The sequence below is a fragment of the Paracoccus sp. N5 genome, from assembly GCF_000371965.1.
Classification (GTDB): Bacteria; Pseudomonadota; Alphaproteobacteria; order Rhodobacterales; family Rhodobacteraceae; genus Paracoccus.
Map to the genome: position 1 here is coordinate 774,303 of NZ_AQUO01000002.1, position 20,258 is coordinate 794,560.

General features: G+C 67.2%; 17 protein-coding genes and 1 pseudogene. 10 read left to right on the forward strand and 8 right to left on the reverse strand.

All coding sequences use genetic code 11. From position 1 onward, the window contains the following. The first annotated feature begins 72 nt into the window (after positions 1 to 72). From PARN5_RS0118090 to PARN5_RS0118105, 4 genes are all read left to right on the forward strand, one after another. Positions 73 to 915: a flagellin gene (locus tag PARN5_RS0118090; protein WP_018001183.1), complete on the forward strand. Its 843-nt coding sequence runs from the start codon at positions 73 to 75 to the stop codon at positions 913 to 915. Positions 916 to 980: 65 nt separating this feature from the next. Beyond that, complete coding sequence (flaF, locus tag PARN5_RS0118095; protein ID WP_081615035.1) at positions 981 to 1,349, forward strand: flagellar biosynthesis regulator FlaF; 369 nt, start codon at positions 981 to 983, stop codon at positions 1,347 to 1,349. After that, on the forward strand, positions 1,346 to 1,750 hold the full coding sequence (gene flbT / locus PARN5_RS0118100) for a flagellar biosynthesis repressor FlbT (RefSeq protein ID WP_018001185.1): 405 nt from the start codon (positions 1,346 to 1,348) through the stop codon (positions 1,748 to 1,750). Before flaF ends, flbT begins: the two co-directional genes overlap by 4 nt. Then, the gene (locus PARN5_RS0118105; protein ID WP_026155551.1) at positions 1,747 to 2,526 is read left to right on the forward strand and encodes a DUF1217 domain-containing protein; all 780 of its coding nucleotides are present in this window, start codon (positions 1,747 to 1,749) and stop codon (positions 2,524 to 2,526) included. Before flbT ends, PARN5_RS0118105 begins: the two co-directional genes overlap by 4 nt. Positions 2,527 to 2,721: 195 nt before the next feature. Here PARN5_RS0118105 and PARN5_RS0118110 read toward each other — a convergent pair whose 3' ends face one another. The 3 genes from PARN5_RS0118110 to PARN5_RS0118120 are packed head-to-tail and all read right to left on the reverse strand — an operon-like array spanning position 2,722 to position 7,011. Further along, a complete protein-coding gene (locus PARN5_RS0118110; protein ID WP_018001187.1) occupies positions 2,722 to 4,227 on the reverse strand; it encodes a malonyl-CoA synthase in 1,506 nt (501 codons plus the stop codon). Between the two features lie 12 nt (positions 4,228 to 4,239). Next, positions 4,240 to 5,598: a malonyl-CoA decarboxylase gene (locus PARN5_RS0118115; protein ID WP_018001188.1), complete on the reverse strand. Its 1,359-nt coding sequence runs from the start codon at positions 5,596 to 5,598 to the stop codon at positions 4,240 to 4,242. Between the two features lie 33 nt (positions 5,599 to 5,631). After that, the gene (locus PARN5_RS0118120) at positions 5,632 to 7,011 is read right to left on the reverse strand and encodes an SLC13 family permease (RefSeq protein ID WP_018001189.1); all 1,380 of its coding nucleotides are present in this window, start codon (positions 7,009 to 7,011) and stop codon (positions 5,632 to 5,634) included. A gap of 154 nt (positions 7,012 to 7,165) precedes the next feature. Here PARN5_RS0118120 and PARN5_RS0118125 point away from each other — a divergent pair, with 154 nt between their 5' ends. Next, positions 7,166 to 7,819 carry a GntR family transcriptional regulator gene (locus PARN5_RS0118125; protein WP_018001190.1) on the forward strand — a complete coding sequence of 218 codons (654 nt, stop codon included), beginning with the start codon at positions 7,166 to 7,168 and terminating at the stop codon, positions 7,817 to 7,819. Here PARN5_RS0118125 and PARN5_RS24370 read toward each other — a convergent pair. The 5 genes and pseudogenes from PARN5_RS24370 to PARN5_RS0118145 all read right to left on the reverse strand — a co-directional run. Further along, a pseudogene (locus PARN5_RS24370) lies at positions 7,816 to 7,929 on the reverse strand (IS481 family transposase); the annotation flags it as partial. The gene PARN5_RS0118125 and the pseudogene PARN5_RS24370 sit on opposite strands and share 4 nt — an antisense overlap. 435 nt (positions 7,930 to 8,364) lie before the next feature. Beyond that, positions 8,365 to 8,481: a DUF2474 domain-containing protein gene (locus tag PARN5_RS23700; RefSeq protein ID WP_018001191.1), complete on the reverse strand. Its 117-nt coding sequence runs from the start codon at positions 8,479 to 8,481 to the stop codon at positions 8,365 to 8,367. Further along, positions 8,481 to 9,485 carry a cytochrome d ubiquinol oxidase subunit II gene (cydB, locus tag PARN5_RS0118135; RefSeq protein WP_018001192.1) on the reverse strand — a complete coding sequence of 335 codons (1,005 nt, stop codon included), beginning with the start codon at positions 9,483 to 9,485 and terminating at the stop codon, positions 8,481 to 8,483. The genes PARN5_RS23700 and cydB overlap by 1 nt, the downstream gene beginning before the upstream one ends. Position 9,486: 1 nt before the next feature. Further along, entirely contained in the window at positions 9,487 to 10,890 is a 1,404-nt protein-coding gene (locus tag PARN5_RS0118140) for a cytochrome ubiquinol oxidase subunit I (protein WP_018001193.1), read from the reverse strand. Between the two features lie 960 nt (positions 10,891 to 11,850). Continuing rightward, positions 11,851 to 14,070 carry a heavy metal translocating P-type ATPase gene (locus PARN5_RS0118145; protein ID WP_018001194.1) on the reverse strand — a complete coding sequence of 740 codons (2,220 nt, stop codon included), beginning with the start codon at positions 14,068 to 14,070 and terminating at the stop codon, positions 11,851 to 11,853. 723 nt (positions 14,071 to 14,793) lie between these two features. On the opposite strand from PARN5_RS0118145, the gene PARN5_RS0118150 reads away from it, so the two are divergent. The 5 genes from PARN5_RS0118150 (at position 14,794) to PARN5_RS0118170 (ending at position 20,253) form a co-directional block, all read left to right on the forward strand. Then, positions 14,794 to 16,470 (forward strand): formate--tetrahydrofolate ligase, encoded by a 1,677-nt coding sequence (locus tag PARN5_RS0118150; RefSeq protein ID WP_018001195.1) that lies wholly within the window; start codon positions 14,794 to 14,796, stop codon positions 16,468 to 16,470. An 87-nt stretch (positions 16,471 to 16,557) separates the two neighbouring features. Beyond that, entirely contained in the window at positions 16,558 to 17,448 is an 891-nt protein-coding gene (folD, locus tag PARN5_RS0118155; RefSeq protein WP_018001196.1) for a bifunctional methylenetetrahydrofolate dehydrogenase/methenyltetrahydrofolate cyclohydrolase FolD, read from the forward strand. Between the two features lie 43 nt (positions 17,449 to 17,491). Next, positions 17,492 to 18,466, forward strand: coding sequence for a CoA ester lyase (locus tag PARN5_RS0118160; protein WP_018001197.1), 975 nt, complete (start codon positions 17,492 to 17,494; stop codon positions 18,464 to 18,466). Further along, positions 18,463 to 18,591: a hypothetical protein gene (locus tag PARN5_RS25165; protein ID WP_018001198.1), complete on the forward strand. Its 129-nt coding sequence runs from the start codon at positions 18,463 to 18,465 to the stop codon at positions 18,589 to 18,591. Before PARN5_RS0118160 ends, PARN5_RS25165 begins: the two co-directional genes overlap by 4 nt. 357 nt (positions 18,592 to 18,948) lie before the next feature. Further along, positions 18,949 to 20,253 (forward strand): sigma-54 dependent transcriptional regulator, encoded by a 1,305-nt coding sequence (locus tag PARN5_RS0118170; protein ID WP_051071043.1) that lies wholly within the window; start codon positions 18,949 to 18,951, stop codon positions 20,251 to 20,253. Positions 20,254 to 20,258: the final 5 nt, after the last annotated feature.

Sequence of the window (20,258 nt, forward strand, 5' to 3'; positions counted from 1 at the left end):
GGGTCCGTCCCGCAGGTCAGAAGGCCGAACCTTGTAAACATGGGTAAAACAGCCCAATGAACGGAGATAAAAATGTCCAGCATTCTGACCAACAACAGCGCGATGGTGGCCCTTCAGACCCTGAAAGGCATCAACTCGAACCTGGCCAAGACCCAGGATGAGATCTCGACCGGCAAGAAGGTCGCCAACGCGCAGGACAACGCCGCCGTCTGGTCGATTTCGAAAGTGATGGAAAGCGACCAGAGCGTATTCAAGACCATTCAGAGCAACCTGAACCTGGCCGAAGCCGTCGTCACGACTGGCCGTGACGGTGCGGAACAGGTCGAAAAGCTTCTGAATGAAATGCGTTCTCTGGCCAGCGGCGCCGGCAGCGATGCCAGCGATTTTGCGACGATGAACAGCCAGATCGTCGCAAAGAAGGACCAGATCACCGCAATCGTGAACGCCAGCCAGTTGAACGGTGTCAACCTGCTGAAGACCAACCCCTTGGGCACCGCGACGGAGTTCTCGGTTCTGGCCTCGCTGGATCGCGAGTCCGGCACCGTAGGGACCACGGCGGTGTCCATCACCGTGGCCTCGGTCGACTTTGAAGCAGACATCGTCGGGGCGACCATCACGACGATTACCGACAGCGCTACCGCCATCGCGGCGATCGGTGATATCGAGGACCTTCTCGACATCGCCAAAACCGGCGCTGCCGATCTGGGCACCGCCGCCAAGCGGATCAATGACCAGTCGAACTTCGTCTCGAAACTGGCCGATAACTTGGCGGCTGGTTCGGGTGCACTGGTCGACGCCGACATGGAAGAAGCCTCAGCAAGGCTGCAGGCGCTTCAGACCCAGCAGCAGTTGGGTGTGCAGGCCTTGTCGATCGCCAACCAAGCGCCGCAGACCATCCTGTCGCTGTTCCGCTGATCTTGAAAGGGGCGCCCTCTCGGGCGCCCCTCGACCTGCCAAAGACCTAGAATGGGGGATCAAACGTGACTTTCGTCTCACTGAAAAGTCAACCTGCAAAATTCGGATCGCAGCATATTCAAACAGCGCGCGACCAGGAATACCTGGCATTTTCGCGTATCACTCGCCAATTGCAACAGGCCATCGACAGCGGCGATCGTCACGCAATGATCCAGGCAGCCTATGGGAACAATCAACTCTGGACCGTTCTGGCCGCCGATTTGGCTCAGCCCACCAATGCCTTGCCGGAGCAAGTCAAGGCAGGGTTGCTCTCGCTGGCGATATTTTCCATCAAGCGCGGACAGAAGGTGCTCTCGGAAAATGCATCGGCCGAACCGCTGATCGAAATCAACCTGAAGATCATGAAAGGCTTGCGCGGCGAGGTTCAGCCGTGACCGGGCTCATCCTGAAACTCGCTCCGAACGAGCGCGTCTTGATCAATGGCGCCGTTATCGAGAACGGCGAGAAGCGTGCAAAGATCTCGATCCGCACCCCCAATGCGAATGTCCTGCGCCTCAAGGATGCAATCCACCCGGACGAGGTGAACTCGCCTGTCTCACGCCTGTGCTACATCTGTCAGCTCGTCCTCAGCGGCGATGCGGATCGTGACGAAGGCCATCGGCAACTGCTGCTCGGTATCGAGCAGCTCTCGCATGTCTTTACCGATCCGGACAGCAGATCTGTCCTCGCCATGGCCACCGAGGCCACAGCGGAGCAGGATTACTACCGCACGCTCAAGCACATACGGGCCCTACTCTCGCGTGAGAAGCGTCTCCTGGCGGTGTATAGGTCATGACATACAATGTTCAGGTCGGGTCTGGCGGTTACGTCGGCTGGAAGATACTCGAACGCAGCATGGCGCGTCAGAAAGAGGTTTTCTCGCAAACTGTCTCCGAGAAATCGGTCAAGGAATATTTCACGAAAAACATCTCCAGCATCAGCAGTGCGGATGATCTTGTCGGAAACTACAAGCTTCTTACCGTAACGCTGCGTGCATTCGGCCTGGACGCTGACATAAATAACCGCTTTTTCATCAAAAAGGTTCTCGAAGCAGATCCGAACGACGAATCGAGCTTGGTCAACAGGCTGGCTGACAAGCGCTACCTGAAGATGAATCAAGAAATGAAGCTGAGCAGCTCCGCTTCATCGGGGACCGTCGACGCCGCCGCGATCATCACGAAATACGACGATCGTTCTTTCGAGAAAAACATTGGTGAGCGCTATCCGGAAATCGAGCTGGCGTTGAACGCGCAGCGAGAGCTGCCGAGCCTTGCATCTTCGGAAACCAGCGACAATGCGAAATGGTACCAGATTCTCGGCTCCAAGTCCTTGCGCCAGGTATTTGAAGTCGCCTATGGTCTTGGCAGCAGTTTCTCCGCGCTTCCCATCGACCGACAGCTTTCCGAAATCAAGTCGAAGACAGAGCAGTTCACAGGATCCGATTCAGCAGCCCAGTTCGAATCATCCACCTCTGTGGATTCGCTTGTTCGAAGGTATCTTTTGCGCAACCAGATCCAGGCATCCGCCACAGCATCGAGCCATGCAAATGCCCTCACCTTGCTAAGGGGGTGATCCAAGCATCGGGACGCCAAGGGATACTCGGGAACTGCAACAGATCGGTTACTGCGGAAACTGCAACGCAGTCCGGGGATTGCAAGGACAGAAAGGCAGAAGGTACGGCAGAGGAGCGCCGGAGACAGGGCAGGAATGACGCCGCCCAAAAGCAGCGTCAAAGCCGTGATGTCGGCGCATCGGCGGTATCGCCCCTTATTCGTAAAGATCCTTGAACCTCTCGCGCAGCAGATTCTTCTGGACCTTGCCCATGGTGTTGCGCGGCAGCTCGTCGACGACGACAACGCGCTTGGGCAGCTTGAAGCGCGCAAGCCGGCCTTCCAGCGCCGCCAACACCTCGGGCTCCGAGGGCGGCGCCGGGCCGACCAGAACTGCGGTGACGCCCTCGCCGAATTCGCGGTGCGGCAGGCCGATCACTGCGCTTTCCGTCACCCCGGGCAGGGCATCGATCTCGGCCTCGATCTCCTTCGGATAGACGTTGTAGCCGCCGGTGATGATCAGATCCTTGCCGCGCCCGACGATGTGGACATAGCCGCGCTGGTCGATCTTGCCCAGGTCGCCGGTGATGAAGAAGCCGTTCGCGCGCAACTCGGCCGCGGTCTTTTCCGGCATCTGCCAGTAGCCTGAAAACACGTTCGGGCCGCGCACCTCGATCATGCCGATCTCGTCTCGTGGCAATTCGGCGCCGGTCTCGGGATCGGTGACGATGATCTCGATTCCCGGCAGTGGCAATCCGACGGTGCCGGCGATGCGCTCGCCCTCATAGGGGTTCGAGGCATTCATGTTGGTTTCCGTCATGCCGTAGCGTTCCAGGATCGCGTGGCCGGTCCGGGCCTGCCATTCGCGATGCGTCTCGGCCAGAAGCGGCGCCGAGCCCGAGATGAACAGCCGCATCCCCTTGGCAGTCTCGGCCGTCAGCCGGTCGTCCTGCAACAGCCGCACGTAAAAGGTCGGCACGCCCATCAGCACGGTGGCGCGGGTCATTGCCTCGAAGATGCGGTCCACGTCGAAGCGGGGCAGGAAGATCATCGAGGCGCCCGAGAACAGCGTCACATTGGTCGCGACGAACAGCCCATGCGTGTGAAAGATCGGCAGCGCGTGGATCAGCACGTCCTCGGCCGAATAATGCCAGGCCTCGCGCAGCGCCAGGGTATTCGAGACCAGGTTGCCATGCGTCAGCATCGCGCCCTTCGACCGCCCGGTCGTCCCCGAGGTATAGAGCAGCGCCGCAAGGTCGTCCGCCTTGCGCGGCACGGTGGCGAATTCCGACACGGCGGCATCCGCCGCATCGGCGAGCGAGCCCCGCCCGTCGCTGTCCAGCGTCATCAACCGGGCGCCCGCCGCTTCGGCGATGGGGGCCAGCGCATCGGCGCGCGCCGGATCGCAGACGAAGACGCGCGGACGCGCATCGCCGACGAAATAGTCGATCTCGGCCGGGGTGTAGCCGGTGTTCAGCGGCAGGAACACACCACCTGCGCGCACGGTGGCAAGGTAGAGCACGATCGCCTCGACCGATTTTTCCACCTGCGCGGCAACGCGGTCGCCGGGCTCCACGCCCAGCGACACCAGCGCATTGGCCATCCGCCCGGTGCAGGCGACCAGATCGGCGTAGCGGATGCGCTCGCCGGCCGGGGTTTCGATCGCGGTGGCCTCGGGGTCGGCGATGCCGCGCTCCAGGATGTCGAAAAGGTTCTCGCTCATGCGCCGGTCCTTTCAGGCGTTCGGTTGGGCAAGGGCGCGGCCGACCGCGGCCGAGGCGGCGACATCGCCGCGCTCGGCATAGCCCTCGTGATTGGCCTCGATGCGCTCGAGGTCATAGAGATAGTTAACCATCAGCCCGTGCGATTGCCGCAGCCCATTCTGCGAGACATCGCCCAGGTGGTTCAGCCGCTCCAGCCGGGCGCCATTGCCGAGGTGGAAGCGGGCGACCGGGTCGATCACCCGGCCGCGGCCATCGCGGGCGGCCAAGAAATAGCTGGCAGCGGCGGCCAGCAGCGGCGCGCGCAGCGCCTCGGCCAGCGCCGGGTCCAGGTGCCAGTCGGGCCGGTCCAGCGCCGCGAAAGCCAGCCGCTGGTCGGCGTCGATCAGCTCGGAGTTCGCGTCGGCGCGCTGTTCCGCCAGCCAGCCGGCAAAGCCCGGCACCGGCGACAGGGTGACGAAGGTCCGGATGCCGGGCAGTTCGGCCTTCAGCTCCTCGACCACCTGCTTAATCAGGAAATTGCCGAAGCTGACCCCAGCGAGCCCGCGCTGGGTGTTCGAGATCGAATAGAACACCGCCGTATCCGCGCGCTCTGCGGCGATGGGCTTGCGATCTAGGTCCAGCAGCCCCGCGACATGGCCGGGGATCTCGCGCGTCAGCGCCACCTCGACGAAGATCAGCGGCTCATCGACCAGCTGCGGGTGAAAGAAGCCATAGCAGCGCCGGTCGGTCGGCTGCAGGCGGTTGCGCAGGTCGTCCCAGTTCTGGATCGCATGCACCGCCTCGTAGCGAATGATCTTTTCCAGGATGCTCGCCGGCGTGTCCCAGTCGATGTGGCGCAGGCCCAGGAAGCCGCGGTTGAACCAGCTGGCGAAGAGATGCGCGAAATCCGCATCGACTCGGCGCAGGGCGGGCGTGTCCTTGAGATGGCGCAGCAATTCCTCGCGCATCCGCACCAATGCCGCCGTGCCGCCGGGGGCGAGGTTCAGCCGCCGCAGCAGCTCCTGCCGCCGGGGCTCGCTGGCGATGTGCAGCACCTCGACGGCAGCCGGGTCGCGTTGCAGGGTGTCGAGCGCCCGGGCCACGGCCTCGGCATCGGGGCCGAAGCGCTCGGCCAGGGTGACCAGGAAGGCCAGCCGCTCGGCCGGATCGGCGCGCTGGAAGGCGTCGAGCAGCCCCTGCGCCAGCGCCACGCCCGAAGCCTCGCCGCGCCGCGACAACAGCGCCTCGGCCAGTTCGGAAAGCTCGGGCGCTTCCGGCACCGCCCCGCCGTCCCGCCGGCCCAGCAGCCGCCGGGTGCGGTCGGTCAGCGACTCGAACAGCTCGGAAAGGAAGGCCGGGCGTGGTGGGGCGCGGCGGGTCGAGGGTGTCATGTCACGGGCCTCCGTTCGACAGGGCCGCCGGGCTCAGCCCGGCAGCAGGACAAAGATCATCCAAAGCACCACCGGCGCAAGCACGGTGACAAGCGCGCCATAGCCCAGCAGCTGGCGGAAGAACCCCTGCCGGTCGACGCCGCGCGCATTGGCCAGCACCAGCGCGCCATTGGTCGAGAACGGGCTGACGTCGACGATGGTCGAAGCGACCGCCATGCCGGCGATGAAGCCGATGGCGCCGACGCCGGTCCCTGCCTGCAGGAACGGCACGGCCAGCGGGATCAGCGAGCCGAGCACCGCCGTGGATGAGGCGAAGGCCGAGACCACCGCGCCGATGAAGAACAGCATCAGGGCCGCCAGCATGGGCGAGGCCATGCCCGCCACGCTTTCGCCGACATAATCGATGGTGCCCATGTGTTCCAGCACCGCGACATAGGTCGAAACCCCGGTGATCAGCATGATTTCCGGCCAGGCGACCTGGGCCATGGCGCGTTTCTGCATCGTCGGTGCCCAAAGCGCCAGCGCCAGGCCGATGGTCAGCGCGACGAAGCCGATGTCGAGGTTGAAGGCCAGGACCAGCACCGCCAGCGCCACCAGCCCGGCCAGCGTGGCGATCTGATAGGGGGTGCCGTCGGGCTGGTCGGCCTCCTCGGCTTCGGCGACCAGCCGGTTCGACGTGCCGCCGCCTTCCTCGCCGATGCGCCGGCTCAGCGCCTCGGCCTCGCTATCGCCAAAGATCTGCGGACCGGTGGCGGGGCGGGCGATCTCGACATGCGGCACGGTGACCGGCTCGACGCTGTCGCGCGCCGCCATCAGCTTGCGCCCGCCCAAGACCGCGAAAAGGATCAGCGCCACCGCCGCATTGACCAGGAAGCTGGCGGCAAAGGTGGTCATCTCGCTGAGCGGCAGGCCGGCCTTCTGCACCACGCCATTGGTGATGCCGCCATAGATGCTGATCGGCGAAAAGCCCCCGGCCTGGGCGCCATGCACCACCATCAGGCCCATCAGCAGCGGCGAGATCTGGTAGCGAAAGGCGAAACCCAGCGCGATGGGCGCGACGATGGCGACGGCGCCGGGGCTGACCGCACCCACCGCCGTCAGCACGGCCGAGATGCCGAACATGATCCACGGAATCGCCGCGATGCGCCCCTTGACCGCGCGCACCGCCATGCGCACCAGCCAGTCGATGGTGCCGTTGTTCTGCGCCAGCGCGAACAGCCAGGTGATGCCCACCAGCGTCAGGAACAGCCCGCCCGGAAAGCCGGCGATGATGTCCTTGGTGGTCTGGCCGGCCATCAGCGTGCCGACCAGGAAGGCGCCGACAAAGGCCAGCACGCCCATGTTGATCGGCCAGATCGTCGCGACGACGAACATGGCGACCAGGGCATAGATCGAAATCAGATAGGGGGTCATGCGCGGCTCCTCCTCCTTGCATCCTTGGGCGAGCCCTCCCAAGCCCGCGAATCCCTTCCCGGTGTTATACATCCGGCCTTGGGTTGTTGTATATAACAGACTTGGCCATGGATAAATCTTTGCCGGCTCCCTATTCTTGCACAAAGGGGGGACCATGGCCGCGATTCCGAACACGCTCCGCATCCGCAACGCGCTGGAGAATGCCATCGTCGAAGGCGTCTATCTGCCCGGCGCGCGGCTCGATCCCGAGGCGCTGGAGCGCGAATTCGAGGTCTCGCGCACCCCGATCCGCGAGGCGCTGCACCAGCTTCAGGCCTCGGGCCTGGTGCGGGTCGTGCCCAAGCGCGGCACCTTCGTCACCGAATGGACGCCGAGCGAGCTGGCCGAGCGCTTCGAGGTCATGGCCGAGGTCGAGGCGAGCTGCGGCCGCCTGGCCGCCCGCCGCATCACCGAGGCCGAGCTGGCCGCGCTGGAGCAGGTCCACCGGGACTGCCGCCGCCATGCCGAGGCCGGCGAGGTCGAGGCCTATTACGCCCGCAATTCGGATTTCCACCATTGCATCTATCGCGCGACCCACAACGCCTTTCTCGAGCGCGAGGCGTCGCGGCTGCATGCCATGCTGCAACCCTACCGGCGCATGCAGCTGAAGGTCAGGAACCGCATGGCGCGTTCGTTCGCCGAACATGACGCGGTGGTCGCGCATATCCGCGCCGGCGACGCCCAAGCCGCCGCCACCGCCCTGCGCGACCATGTCATCGTCCAGGGCGACCGTTTCCACGACCTGATCGCCGCGATGCGCAAGGGCTAGGGGTGGAGCCTCAATAGGGTGTCCCCTGTTCGGCTGAGGCGACTGATTGGTGTTTTTGAGTTTAAGCTGCGGTGCGGCCTGTGCCAATTGTAGCGTTGGAGCCAGATCGGAGACCGGCCGATGCAATAGGCTCGCCAGGACTGCGGGGCTCGATGTGGGCTCCGTCGCCGGGCCGGACCTGCGGTGAATGAAGTTGAGGCATCAGCAGCACCGACCGCGCATTCCGGTGAGCAGGCTTCCGGTCGAGACGACCATCGCGCAGGGCCGAAGAAGCGCGCAAGGCTCATGCGCTCGATCGGCTTCTGCAGCATGGCCTCGGCTTGCTCGCCGAACTGTCCGCACATCACCGACCGCATCGGTCGTGACGGCCCGGCCGGAGCACTCGCGTCGCCCCATGCCGCGCCTCTTCGCAGATGTCCGTCTGCTTGCGTTCGCCGTCCTGCATGACGGTCACATGACAGGCTGCGGGGGGGCTCCGCGGATCCGGCATATTTCGGTCGCCACTGGCTCCTCCTCGTGGGTTCGGCGCGTCGTGGTGCGCAAACTCACGGTGCGAGCACCCAGCGGATGGCCATGGCCACAAGGCCGAGGGCCAGGACGCTGGCGGTCCAGATCGCGGCCATCCAGGCCAGCCGCTTCCACAGCGGGGCCTCGCCCGCCATCAATGGTAGCCGTGCGTTCCGACCTTGCCGCGGAACACCCAATAGGCCCAGCCGGTGTAGGCCAGGATGATCGGGATGATGAACACGGCGCCGGCCAGCATGAAGGACTGGCTGCGCGGCGGCGCGGCGGCGGCCCAGATCGTCACCGAGCGCGGCACCGCATAGGGAAAGATGCTGATGCCCAGCCCGACGAAGCACAGCAGGAACAGGGCAAGGAGCATCAGGAAGGGCAGCCGCTCGGCCCCGGCAGCCAGGCTGCGCAGCAGCACGAAGGCGCAGATCGCCACCAGCAGCGGCACCTGCGCCGTCAGCAGCACGCCCGGGAAGTCGAACCAGCGCCGCCAGTAGTCGTAATTCAGGAAGGGCGTCGCGGCGCTGACCGCGATCAGCATGGCGATCATGGCCGGGACAAGCAGATGCACCATGCGCCGGGCATGGCTCTGGGCGCCGCCCTCGGTCTTCCAGTTGAGCCAGGCCGCGCCAAGCGCCGCATAGCCCGTCAGCAGCGCCACCCCGGTCAGCAGGCTGAACGGGCTGAGCCAGTCCAGCCAGCCCCCGGCATAGGCGCCTTCCCGGACCCGGATGCCCTGCAGGATGGCGCCGAGCGCGATGCCCTGCGACAGCGCCGCCACCACCGAGCCGACGTTGAAGGCCAGGTCCCAGAAGGCGCGGTGGCGGGGATCGCGCCAGCGGAACTCGAAGGCGACGCCGCGAAAGATCAGGCCCAGCAGCATGGCGATCATCAGCGGATAGGTGGCGGGCAGGATGATGGCATAGGCCAGCGGAAAGGCCGCCATCAGCCCGCCGCCGCCCAGCACCAGCCAGGTCTCGTTGCCGTCCCAGACCGGCGCGATGGAATTCATCGCCTGGTCGCGCTCCGGGCCGACCTTCAGCGTCGGGAACAGGATGCCGATGCCCAGGTCGAACCCGTCCATGACCACATAGGCGAAGACGGCAAAGCCGATGATCAGCGCCCAGACGACGGTCAGGTCGATGCTTTCCATGTCAACGCTCCTTGCTGGCGGTGGCGGGCGCGGGCGTGATCCCGGCGGCGCGCTGCGGCTGGGGCGGTGGCTCGGCCTCGTCCGGCTGCGGCGGCTTGGCCATCAGGCGCAGCAGGTAATAGATCCCCGCCCCGAAGGCGAAGAAATAGACCACGACGAAGGCGATCAGCGAGGTCGCGACGGCGGGCGCGGCCAGCGGCGAATGCGACTCGGCTGTGCGCAGCAGGCCATAGACGGTGAAGGGCTGGCGGCCGACCTCGGTGGTGACCCAGCCCGCGATCACCGCGACGAAGCCCGCAGGCCCCATGACCAGCGCCGCCCGGTGCAGCCAGCGCCAGTCGAAAAGCCCGCCGCGCCAGCGCGCGAACAGGCTCCAGAGCCCCAGTCCCAGCATGGCGAAGCCCAGGCCGACCATGATGCGGAAGGACCAGAAGACGATGGCCACGGGCGGCCAGTCCTCGCGCGGGAAATCGCTCAGCCCCGGCAGGGCGGCGTCCGGATCGTGCTTCAGGATCAGCGAGCCGAGCTTCGGCACCTCGATGGCGTAATCGACGCGCGCGGCCTCGCTGTCGGGCATGCCGAACAGGATCAGCGATGCGCCCTCGGGGCTGGGCTCGTAATGGCCCTCGATGGCCAGGATCTTGGCGGGCTGGTGCTCCAGCGTGTTCAGCCCATGCGCGTCGCCGACCAGGACCTGGATCGGCGCGACGATGGCCGCCATCCACATCGCCATCGAGAACATCTTGCGCGCGCCGGGATTGGCGCGGTCGCGCAGCAGGTGCCAGGCCCCGACCGCCCCCACCGCCAGCGCCGTGGTCAGATAGGCGGCGATGACCGTATGCACCAGCCGGTAAGGGAAACTTGCGGTAAAGACGATGGCCCACCAGGACGGTCCCGGCACGAATTGCCCCTGCTCGGTGACCAGATGCCCCGCCGGGGTCTGCATCCAGCTGTTCGCCGCCAGGATCCAGGTGGCCGAGATCAGCGTCCCCAGCGCGACCATGCAGGTGGCCAGGAAATGCAGCCCCTTGCCGACCTTGTTCATCCCGAACAGCATCACGCCCAGGAACCCCGCCTCGAGGAAGAACGCCGTCATCACCTCATAGGCCATCAGCGGGCCGATCACCGGCCCGGCCTTTTCCGAAAACACCGACCAGTTGGTGCCGAACTGATAGGACATCACCACGCCCGACACGACGCCCATGCCGAACGCCACCGAAAAGATCTTCAGCCAATAGCGGAACAGGTTGGCATAGACGCCCTTGCCCGTGCGCAGCCACAGCGCCTCGAGCACCATCAGATAGCTCGCCAGCCCGATCGAGAAGGCCGGGAAGACGAAGTGGAACGAGACCGTGAAGGCGAATTGCACACGGGCCAGGACGACGGCATCCAGATGTTCAAGCATGGCTGCCCCTCCGGGGGATCAGGTGGCGATGCGAACGGGAATGGATTTCGCGGCGGGCGTGCCGCTGATCCGGTCCATGTATCAAGCGGCAGAGGCGGATTCGGTTCCGATATTATCCCGCGACAAAACCGCGCGGCATCGGCAGGGACGACCGCCAGCCCCGCGATCCGCCGCAGCAGCCCGTCGCAGCTGATCGTGTCCAGAGCCACCCGCCGGCCGTCGGCAAGGCCGCGCGCGACGATGTCGGCCGCATCCATGAACAGCAGCATCCGATCGTTGGTGTCGTGGGAACGGCTCGCAGGCAGCCGCAGCAGCCGGGGGGCGTTGACCTTGGCCGCGCCGCGTCCAAGCCTTGGCGGGATGGTGACAGGCCTTGCAGACTTGCGGTCGGGCATCGGTGCGGTTCTTTCTATCGGGCCGGACGAGACCCCTGCCCGCTTGCCAAGCCCGCGATGCCTGCCCGGCGCGCTGGCCGGCCATGGCAAGGTGCTGTCTCTGCGGCAGATCCGGCTTCAGCGAGATGTCTGCCGCGCTTCGGCACCATGAACGAGCCCACTACGGCAACATCGTCCCTCGGGACCAATGCCGGGGGATCGGCCGGCTACCGCAGCGATAGACCATGCGCACGAAGGTGATCGGCCGGCCTTCCCAGAAAATCTGCCGTTCGTGTCGGCCTTGCGCTTGCGCTCGGTGATGCCGTCCTCGACCAGTTCGCGCATGGCGCGGTGGCGCCTATGATGCGCATGACGCGCGCCGCCATCGTCAACCTGCTGGCCTGCCTCATGTCGAAATGGCGCAGATGAAGGGGCTGCGCTGGCGGGCGATCGCCGTGGCCGATTTCCACGGCCCGCCCGCCGGCATGCTGGCGGTTCGGGAAAGCCGGATAGTGGCCGATCCGGTCCCGGGCAAGCCGAGATGCTGCCGATCGGGCGGCGTCACGCAGCGCCCCGGGGACCGGGATCAGCCCTGCCGCGTCGGATCGAAGCGCAGCAGGCGAAGGGCGTTCAGCGTCACCAGCACCGTCGCCCCGGTATCGGCCAGGATGGCGATCCAGAGCCCGGTGATGCCCAGGATCGAGGTGACCAGGAACACCGCCTTCAGCCCCAGCGCGATGCCGACGTTCTGGCGGATGTTGCCCATGGCCGCCCGCGCCAGCCGGATCAGCGCCGGCACGTCCTCGACCCGGTCGCGCAGGATCGCCGCATCGGCGGTTTCCAGCGCCACGTCGGTGCCCGAGCCCATGGCGATGCCGACACCGGCCTGTTTCAGCGCCGGGGCGTCGTTGATGCCGTCGCCGATCATCATCACGCCCGCCTCCGCCTGCAGGCTGCGGATGGCGGCGAGCTTGTCCTCGGGCAGCATCTCGGCGCGGAAGTCGATGCCCAGCTGGCCGGCGATGGCCTCGGCGGTGCGGGGGTTGTCGCCGGTCAGCATCAGGGGCGCGATGCCCAGGGCGCGCAGCTGCGCCATGGCCGCGGCGGCATCGGCGCGCGGCTCGTCGCGCAGCGCGATCAGGCCCAGGGGCGCGGCCTCGCGGAACACCGCGACCACGGTCTTGCCCTGCGATTCCAGGGCGGCGGCCCGGTCGGCATGGCCGGGCGCGATACCGCCCGCCGCATGCGCGTGGCGGGGCGAGGCCACCCAGGCCAGGCTGCCCCCGACCCGCGCCTCGGCACCCTTGCCGGGCAGCGCGCGGGCCTCGGTGGCCGGCGGCGGGGCGATACCGGCGGCCTCGGCCCGCGCCAGGATCGCCCGCGCCAGCGGGTGGTTTGATCCCGCCTCGACCCCGGCCGCGACCGCCAGCAGCTCGGCCTCCGAAACGCCAGGGCCGGGCAGCAGGTCGGTGACCTGCGGCTTGCCATGGGTCAGTGTGCCGGTCTTGTCGAAGGCGACGCGGCTGACCCCGGCCGCCGCCTCGATCACCGCCCCGCCCTTCATCAGCAGGCCCTTGCGCGCCCCCGCCGACAGCGCCGAGGCGATCGAGGCCGGGACCGAGATCACCAGCGCGCAGGGGCAGCCGATCAACAGCAGCGCCAGGCCGCGATAAACCCAGGTGCCCCAGTCCTGGCCCAGGACCAGCGGCGGCAGCAGCATGACCAGCGCGGCCAGGGCGACGATCGCCGGCATGTACCAGCGGCTGAAGCGGTCGATGAAACGCTCGGTCGGGGCGCGGGCCTCCTCGGCCTCTTCGACCAGGCGGATGATGCGGGCGATGGTGTTGTCGGCCGCCTCGCGCCCGACGCGCAGGCGCAGGGCGGCTTCGGTGTTGATGGCCCCGGCGAAGACCGCCTCGCCCGGCCCGCGCGTCACCGGCACGCTTTCGCCGGTGACCGGGCTTTCGTCGATGCCGCTGCTGCCCTCGACGATCTCGCCATCGGCAGGGATGCGGTCGCCGGGCCGGACCAGCACGACCTGGCCGATGCGCAGGGTTTCGGCCGGCACCTCGCGCGTGCGGCCGTCCTGCTCCAGCAGCGCGGTCTTGGGCACCAGCGCGCCCAGGGCGCGGATGCCGTCGCGGGCCTTGCCGGCGGCGACGCCTTCGAGCAGTTCCCCGACCGCGAACAGGAAGACGACCAGCGCCGCCTCTTCGGCCGCGCCGATGACCAGGGCGCCGACGGCGGCGATGGTCATCAGGCCTTCGATGGTGAAGGGCTGGCCCATGCGCAGCGCCTGGAAGGCGCGGGCCGCGACCGGGGCGACGCCGATCAGGCAGGCGGCGAGAAAGGCCCAGGCGCCGATGCGGGCCGAGCTCAGCAGCTCGACCGCCCAGGCCAGCGCCAGGAGCGCGCCGGTCAGGATCACCAGCCGGCCCTTGCCGGTGCGATACCAGGGCAGGCCGCGCTCGGCCGGGGCGTCGTGGCTGTGGCCATGGCCGGTCCCGAGCTGCGGCGCGCCGTGGTCGTGGCCGTGGCCATTGCAGCAGCTTTCCTGCGCGCCCTGCCCGTGTCGCGGCGCCTCGGTGCCGCGCGGCGCGATGCGATAGCCAAGCTTGCGCACGGTTTCCTCGACCGCATCGGCCGAGCCGGCGGGGGCGAGATCCAGGCTCAGCCGCTCGGCCATCAGCGCGACGCTGACGCCGCTGACGCCGGGCAGGCGTTCCACGGCCCGGGTCACCTTCAGGGTGCAGGCGGCACAATCCATGCCGCTGACCGTCCATTCGCGCCGTGTCGTCTGATCCATCGCCGTCTCTCCTGCCCGGCCTTTGCCGGGGCCGCGTAACTCCATCGATTCGGAAATCTAGGGGCTCTAGCAACTAGAGCTTCAAGAGGTTTCATGCCGGACCGTTCTTGGACTCCGAGCCCGAGCGCCGCGGCGCGATGACCCGACTCTTTCCGCATGTCGTAACCGATTCGCCGTTTCCGAGCAGCCCAGACCCATTTGCCGGGATGAAACGGCGGGTCGATCGCGCCGACCGAAAAGGGCTCATTTGGACAGAATGTACCAGTTTGACCGTCCAACCCGCCTGCTCCATGGCCAGAATGTCCACATATTGGGCGGCCGCGTCGCGGCAGGCGGACAATGTTGCCAACCAACATACTGATATAAATCAATAAAACATTGACAGCCAGAGCCAATATGGCGTTCCTGCACTTGGGGAGCATCGTCGGAACGCTTCGTGCGGGCACCGGCCGTCAGGGGAAGGGAGGAAATGATGCGTCATTCCAGCATGCCGGCACGGCCGCAGCCAGCGGCGCCAATTGCCCGGCGGGCCGCGGCCTGCCTCAAAGCGCGACCCTGTCCAGGGGTGTGAGCTGCATCGCGGCCGGCTCCGCGGCGCCTCGTACCGCCGCGCGCATCGCGCCGCACAGATCTCTGACATCGGACGGAATCGACCGGGCCGGCGGGTGAAGCCGGCCGGCGGGTGATCGTTTAGGCACAACCTTCAGCACCAAGAACATCATCATGGCATACAAGAGCGACTCGGAAATCGCCTCGGAGGCGGCCAAGCTGCCGATCCGGGACGTCGCGGCAAAGCTCGGCATCGCGGTCGAGGACATGCTGCCCTATGGCCACGACAAGGCCAAGATCAGCCGGCAGTTCATCGACGGGCTGGCCGACCGGCCCTCGGGCAAGCTGGTGCTGGTCACGGCGATCAACCCGACCCCGGCCGGCGAGGGCAAGACCACCACCACGGTCGGCCTGGGCGACGCGCTGAACCGCATCGGCAAGCGCGCCTGCATCTGCATCCGCGAGGCCAGCCTCGGGCCGAATTTCGGCATGAAGGGCGGCGCGGCGGGCGGCGGCTATGCGCAGGTGATCCCGATGGAGGACATGAACCTGCATTTCACCGGCGATTTCCACGCCATCACCAGCGCCCACAACCTGCTGTCGGCGATGATCGACAACCATATCTATTGGGGGAACGAGCAGCAGATCGACCTGCGCCGCGTGGTCTGGCGCCGGGTGCTGGACATGAACGACCGCGCCCTGCGCCAGATCACCTGCTCGCTGGGCGGCGTGACCAACGGTTTCCCGCGCGAGACCGGCTTCGACATCACCGTCGCCTCGGAGGTGATGGCGATCCTGTGCCTGGCGACCGATCTCGACGACCTGGGGCGGCGGCTGGGCGACATGATCGTCGCCTATCGGCGCGACAGGACGCCGGTCTATTGCCGCGACATCAAGGCGGACGGCGCGATGGCCGTGCTGCTGAGGGACGCGATGCAGCCCAACCTGGTGCAGACGCTGGAGCACAACCCGGCCTTCGTGCATGGCGGCCCCTTCGCCAATATCGCCCATGGCTGCAATTCGGTGATCGCCACCACCACGGCGCTGAAACTGGCCGATTACGTGGTGACCGAGGCCGGCTTCGGCGCCGACCTGGGGGCCGAGAAATTCTTCGACATCAAATGCCGCAAGGCCGGGCTGAAGCCGGACGTGGCGGTGATCGTCGCCACGGTGCGCGCGCTGAAGATGAACGGTGGCGTCGCCAAGGCGGAGCTCGCGGCCGAGAATGTCGAGGCGCTGCGCAAGGGCTGCGCCAATCTGGGCCGCCATATCGCCAACATGAAATCCTTCGGCGTGCCGGTGGTCGTCGCGGTCAACCATTTCGCCGGCGATACCGAGGCCGAAATTCGCGCGTTGCAGGACTATGCCAGGGCGCGCGGGGTCGAGGCGATCCTGTGCAGGCACTGGGCCGAGGGCTCGGAAGGCGCGGTCGATCTGGCGCAGAAGGTCGTGCAGATCGCCGAGGCGGGCGGCGCGGAATTCGCCCCGCTCTATCCCGACGACCTGTCGCTCTTCGCCAAGATCGAGACCATCGCCAAGCGCATCTATTATGCCGACGCGGTGCTGGCCGATACCGCGATCCGCAACCAGCTGAAGGAATGGGAGGACCAGGGCTATGGCCACCTGCCGATCTGCATGGCCAAGACCCAGTACAGCTTCACCACCGACCCGGATCGGCGCGGCGCGCCCGAGGGCCATTCCGTGCCGGTCCGCGAGGTGCGGCTGGCCGCCGGCGCCGGCTTCGTCGTCGTCATCTGCGGCGAGATCATGACCATGCCCGGACTGCCCCGGCAGCCCGCGGCCGAGGCGATCGGGCTGAACGGCGCGCGCGAGGTCGTCGGTCTGTTCTGACCGCCCGCCCCTTGCCCGTGCCAGGCGAACCAGCGCGGTCGCCTGCCCGCGCTGCGGGACCGGGCGCATCATCAGGAAAGGAAGACAATGAACGCCAAGATCATCGACGGCAAGGCCTTCGCAGCGACGGTCCGGGACCGGGTTGCCGCGGCCGTGGAACGGCTGAAGGCGGACGCCGGCATCACCCCCGGACTGGCGGTCGTGCTGGTGGGCGAGAACCCGGCCAGCGAGGTCTATGTCCGCTCCAAGGGCAAGGCGACGCTGGAGGCGGGGATGAACTCCTATGAGCACAAGCTGGATGCCGATACCTCGGAACAGGACCTGCTGGCGCTGATCGAGCGGCTGAACAACGACCCCGCGGTGCATGGCATCCTGGTGCAGCTGCCGCTGCCGGCGCATCTGGACCCTGACGTGGTCATCAACGCCATCGACCCGGCGAAGGATGTGGACGGGTTCCATATCTCGAATGTCGGGCTGCTGGGAACCGGGCAGAAATCCATGGTGCCCTGCACGCCGCTGGGCTGCCTGCTGATGCTGCGCGAGCATCACGGCTCGCTCTCGGGCCTGAACGCGGTCATCGTCGGCCGCTCGAACATCGTCGGCAAGCCGATGGCGCAGCTGCTGCTGGGCGACAGCTGCACCGTGACCATCGCGCATAGCCGGAGCCGGGACCTGGCCGAACTCTGCCGCAACGCCGACATCCTGGTCGCGGCGGTCGGCCGGCCGCAGATGATCCCCGGCGACTGGGTGAAGCCCGGCGCCACGGTGATCGACGTCGGCATCAACCGCATCGAGAGCGAGGGCAAGACCCGGCTGGTCGGCGACGTGGATTTCGACAGCGCCGCGGCGATCGCGGGCGCCGTCACCCCGGTCCCGGGCGGCGTCGGGCCGATGACCATCGCTTGCCTGCTGGCCAATACGCTGACCGCCTGCTCGCGGGCGAATGGGCTGGCCGAACCGGAAGGGCTGACCTCCTGACCGGGGGGCGGCGAAGTCGAACCGAAGGAAGAAGGAATCCGCCATGAGCTTTCACGTTACCGACCCCGCCCCCGCCCGCCTGAACCGCAGCGAGCTTGCGGTTCCCGGCAGCCAGCCGAACATGTTTGAAAAGGCTGCGAAATCCGACGCCGACGTGGTGTTTCTCGACCTCGAGGACGCGGTGGCGCCGGATGAAAAACCGCAGGCGCGCAAGAACATCATCAAGGCCCTGAACGAGCTCGACTGGGGCAAGAAGACCATGTCGCTGCGAATCAACGGGCTCGACACGCATTACATGTATCGCGACGTCGTGGACGTGGTCGAACAGGCCGGCGAGCGGCTGGACCTGATCATGATCCCCAAGGTCGGCACCGCCGCCGATGTCTATGCCGTCGACATGCTGGTGACGCAAATCGAGGATGCCAGGGGCTATAAAAAGCGCATCGGCTTCGAGCATATCATCGAGACCGCGCTCGGCATGCAGAACATCAACGAGATCGCCGCCGCCTCGAAGCGCAACGAGAGCCTGCATTTCGGCGTCGCCGATTACGCCGCCTCGACCCGAGCCCGCACCACCGTCATCGGCGGCGTGAACGAGCATTACTCGGTGCTGACCGACCCGCTGGCCGACGGCGCGCGCCAGATCCATTGGGGCGATATGTGGCATTACGCGCTGTCGCGCATGGTGGTCGCGGCGCGCGCCAACGGGCTGCGGCCGGTGGACGGGCCCTTCGGCGATTTCTCGGACCCCGACGGCTACAAGGCCGCCGCCTATCGCGCCGCGGTGCTGGGCTGCGAGGGCAAATGGGCCATCCACCCCAGCCAGATCGCGCTGGCCAACGAGGTGATGAGCCCCTCGGCCGCCGAGGTGGACCGGGCACAGCGCATCCTCGACGCCATGGCCCAGGCCGAGGCCGAGGGCAAGGGCGCGGTCTCGCTGGATGGGCGGCTGATCGACTATGCCTCGATCCGCCAGGCCGAGGTGCTGGTCGCCAAGGCCAGGCAGATCGCAGCGTGAGCGTCGGCCTGACCGAGATGCGGACGATGGCGCAGCGGCTTTTCGCCGCTGCGGTCAGCGCCGCCGACCCGGCGCTGGCGGTGCGCCGCGCCGCGGCAGCATCCGGGTGGGGTGATGCCGGCTGACCTGCGGCCGAGGAAAGGGACCGGCGCATCGGCCCTATGACGCGCTCGGCCCTGGAGGTCTGGGAGGCCAAGCAGGTCTTCGTGTCGAAACAGGGCACCGGCCATTCGGGCATCGTGAACCCGCTTCCACAAGGGCAACACCCGCATGTTCTATGGCGACGCCAAGAAGGCAGAGCCACAAGGCAAACAGGGCCGGGCCATCGCGGCCCGCCCCGATTGCGCATCGCGAGTCTTGCTCGTTTCGGGGGCCGTCTTGCTGTATCACGAAAGGCAGGCGTCCGCAGGGACCGGACGGAACGGGAGGTTGCATTGGAAGCCCAGGCGACGGCGCCCGCCGCCGACAGATCCGACCCGTTGATGCGCCAGGCAAGCGTGCTGGTCGTCGACGACGAACCGGGGATGCGCAATTTCCTGGTCAAGACGCTGCAACCCCATTGCCGCGCGGTGCTGGAGGCGGCGGATGTCGGGATCGCCAGCGCCATGCTGCAACAGCAGCGCTTCGACATCGTGCTGCTGGACAACCGCATGCCCGGCCCGCGCGGCATCGACTGGCTGGTGCAGCAGCGCAATCAGGGCTGGCGGTTCGAGGCCATCATGATCACCGCCTTTCCCGACCTGGATACCGCCGTCGAGGCGATGCGGGCGGGGGCGGCGGATTTCCTGTTCAAGCCGTGCCGCGCCAACCAGGTGCTGAACGCGGTGCGGCGCAGCATGGAACTGGCCGCGCTGCGGCGCGAGAACCTGCTGCTGCGCCACGAACTCGACCGGGCGCGGCTGAGCCAGCGCAGCCAGCTCCTGGGCAACTCGCCCGCCATCGAGGCGGTGCGCGACAGGCTGCGCCGCGTGGCCGGGCTGCCGACGCCGGTGCTGATCTCGGGCGGCTCGGGCACCGGCAAGGAGGAGGCGGCGCGCTTCCTGCATGCGCTCTCGGGCCGCGCCGACCGGCCCTTCGTCGCGATCAATTGCGCCACCATCCCCGCCGACATGCTGGAAGCGGAGCTGTTCGGCCATGCGCCGCATGGCGCGGACCAGGGACGGACGGGCCTGTTCGTCTCGGCCGAGGGCGGCACCGTCTTCTTCGACGAGATCGCCGAACTGCCCAGGCCGGCGCAGGCGGCGCTGCTGCGGGTGCTCGACAGGCAGACCATCCGCCCGGTCGGCTCGGAGCGCGAGAGGGCGCTGGACCTGCGCTTCGTCTTTGCCACCGGAAAGACGCTCGCGGCCGAGGTCGAGGCCGGCCGGTTCCGCGAGGACCTGTTCTTTCGGGTCAACGTCCTGCAGATCGAGATGCCGCCGCTGAAGCTGCGCGGCACGGACACCATCGACCTGGCCGCCTTCTTCATGGCCGGGCTGGCCGCGGAACTGGGGCTGGAGCCCCTGCCGATCGATTCCCAGGTGCGCGCGGCGCTGCTGCGCCACCCCTGGCCCGGCAATATCCGCGAGCTTCGCAACTTCGTCGAGCGGTCGCTGATCTTCGGCCGCTTTCCGCTGGAGACGCTGGGGCCGGCCACGCCGCAGGACATCGAGCCGCTGGATGCGGTGCAGCGCCGGCACATCCTGCAGGCGCTGGAACTGGCCGGCGGCAACCGCTCGCGCGCCGCGGACTGGCTGGGCGTGTCCCGCAAGACCATCGAGCGGAAATGCGCGCGCTGGGGGCTGTAAGCGGC